The following is a 679-nucleotide window of genomic DNA, read 5'->3' as shown; positions in this document are numbered from 1 at the left end:
GTTTGGTGATGCACGATGGCGGCAGCGGAAACTCCGGCTCGTTCTTGCCCAGCTTGTCGATGATGAGGAGTGCCTCTTGGATCTTCTCCATGTCCTCAGTCGGAACCGACGACCAGTCGATCTTGGAGAGCGTATCGTCGTCTCGCTGAACCGCCTCACCTTCAGGACCCTTGTTCCGCGCGAGCGCCCTCAGCTTCTCCCAAGCCTGCAAGTGTCTTAAGGCGGCCAGATCACCCCCGACCGCCTTGTTCACCACCTGCTTGGCAATGATCACCCTCTTCGTGAGACGACGCCGCTGACCGTTCTCGGTCAGGATCACTTTCTGGGACAGCTCCTCCTCGATGGCGCTGGCCAGATCCATCAGATCAGCCTTCGGACGCCCGCGCGGATTACCGCTCTGTCCCGGCTGAAACCGAGAATGAACCGGCGGCCGGCCATAACCGACTTTGTAGTCCCCGCCCCGGCGAGGCTTGGGACCGTCACTCGACATGAGCGAGTTCCTTTCCCGTCATGCTAACCGCCCGCTCTCGGTCCGAGTAGGTCGTACCAGTAACGACGTGGATCGGCACGTCGCCCGTCAGCGCCTGCCATCGGCGAATGACCGTGTCCATGTAAAGCGGATCCAGCTCCAGGCCATAGCAGCGACGGCCCGCTTGCTCCGCGGCGATCAACGTGCTGC

General features: G+C 61.9%; 1 protein-coding gene and 1 pseudogene. Both read right to left on the bottom strand.

Annotated features, from left to right (window positions below):
* Positions 1 to 361 (bottom strand): DUF5681 domain-containing protein (locus AC1DWF_RS35030; RefSeq protein WP_476843071.1); only part of this gene is annotated, 361 nt, incomplete at its 3' end.
* 118 nt (positions 362 to 479) lie between these two features.
* Positions 480 to 679, bottom strand: a pseudogene (locus AC1DWF_RS35025) (DNA modification methylase); the annotation flags it as partial.

It is taken from the genome of Aminobacter sp. P4_D5 (assembly GCF_056401815.1).
Note: the sequence above shows the minus strand (reverse complement) of the source record. Positions and strands in the feature narration are given on the sequence as shown.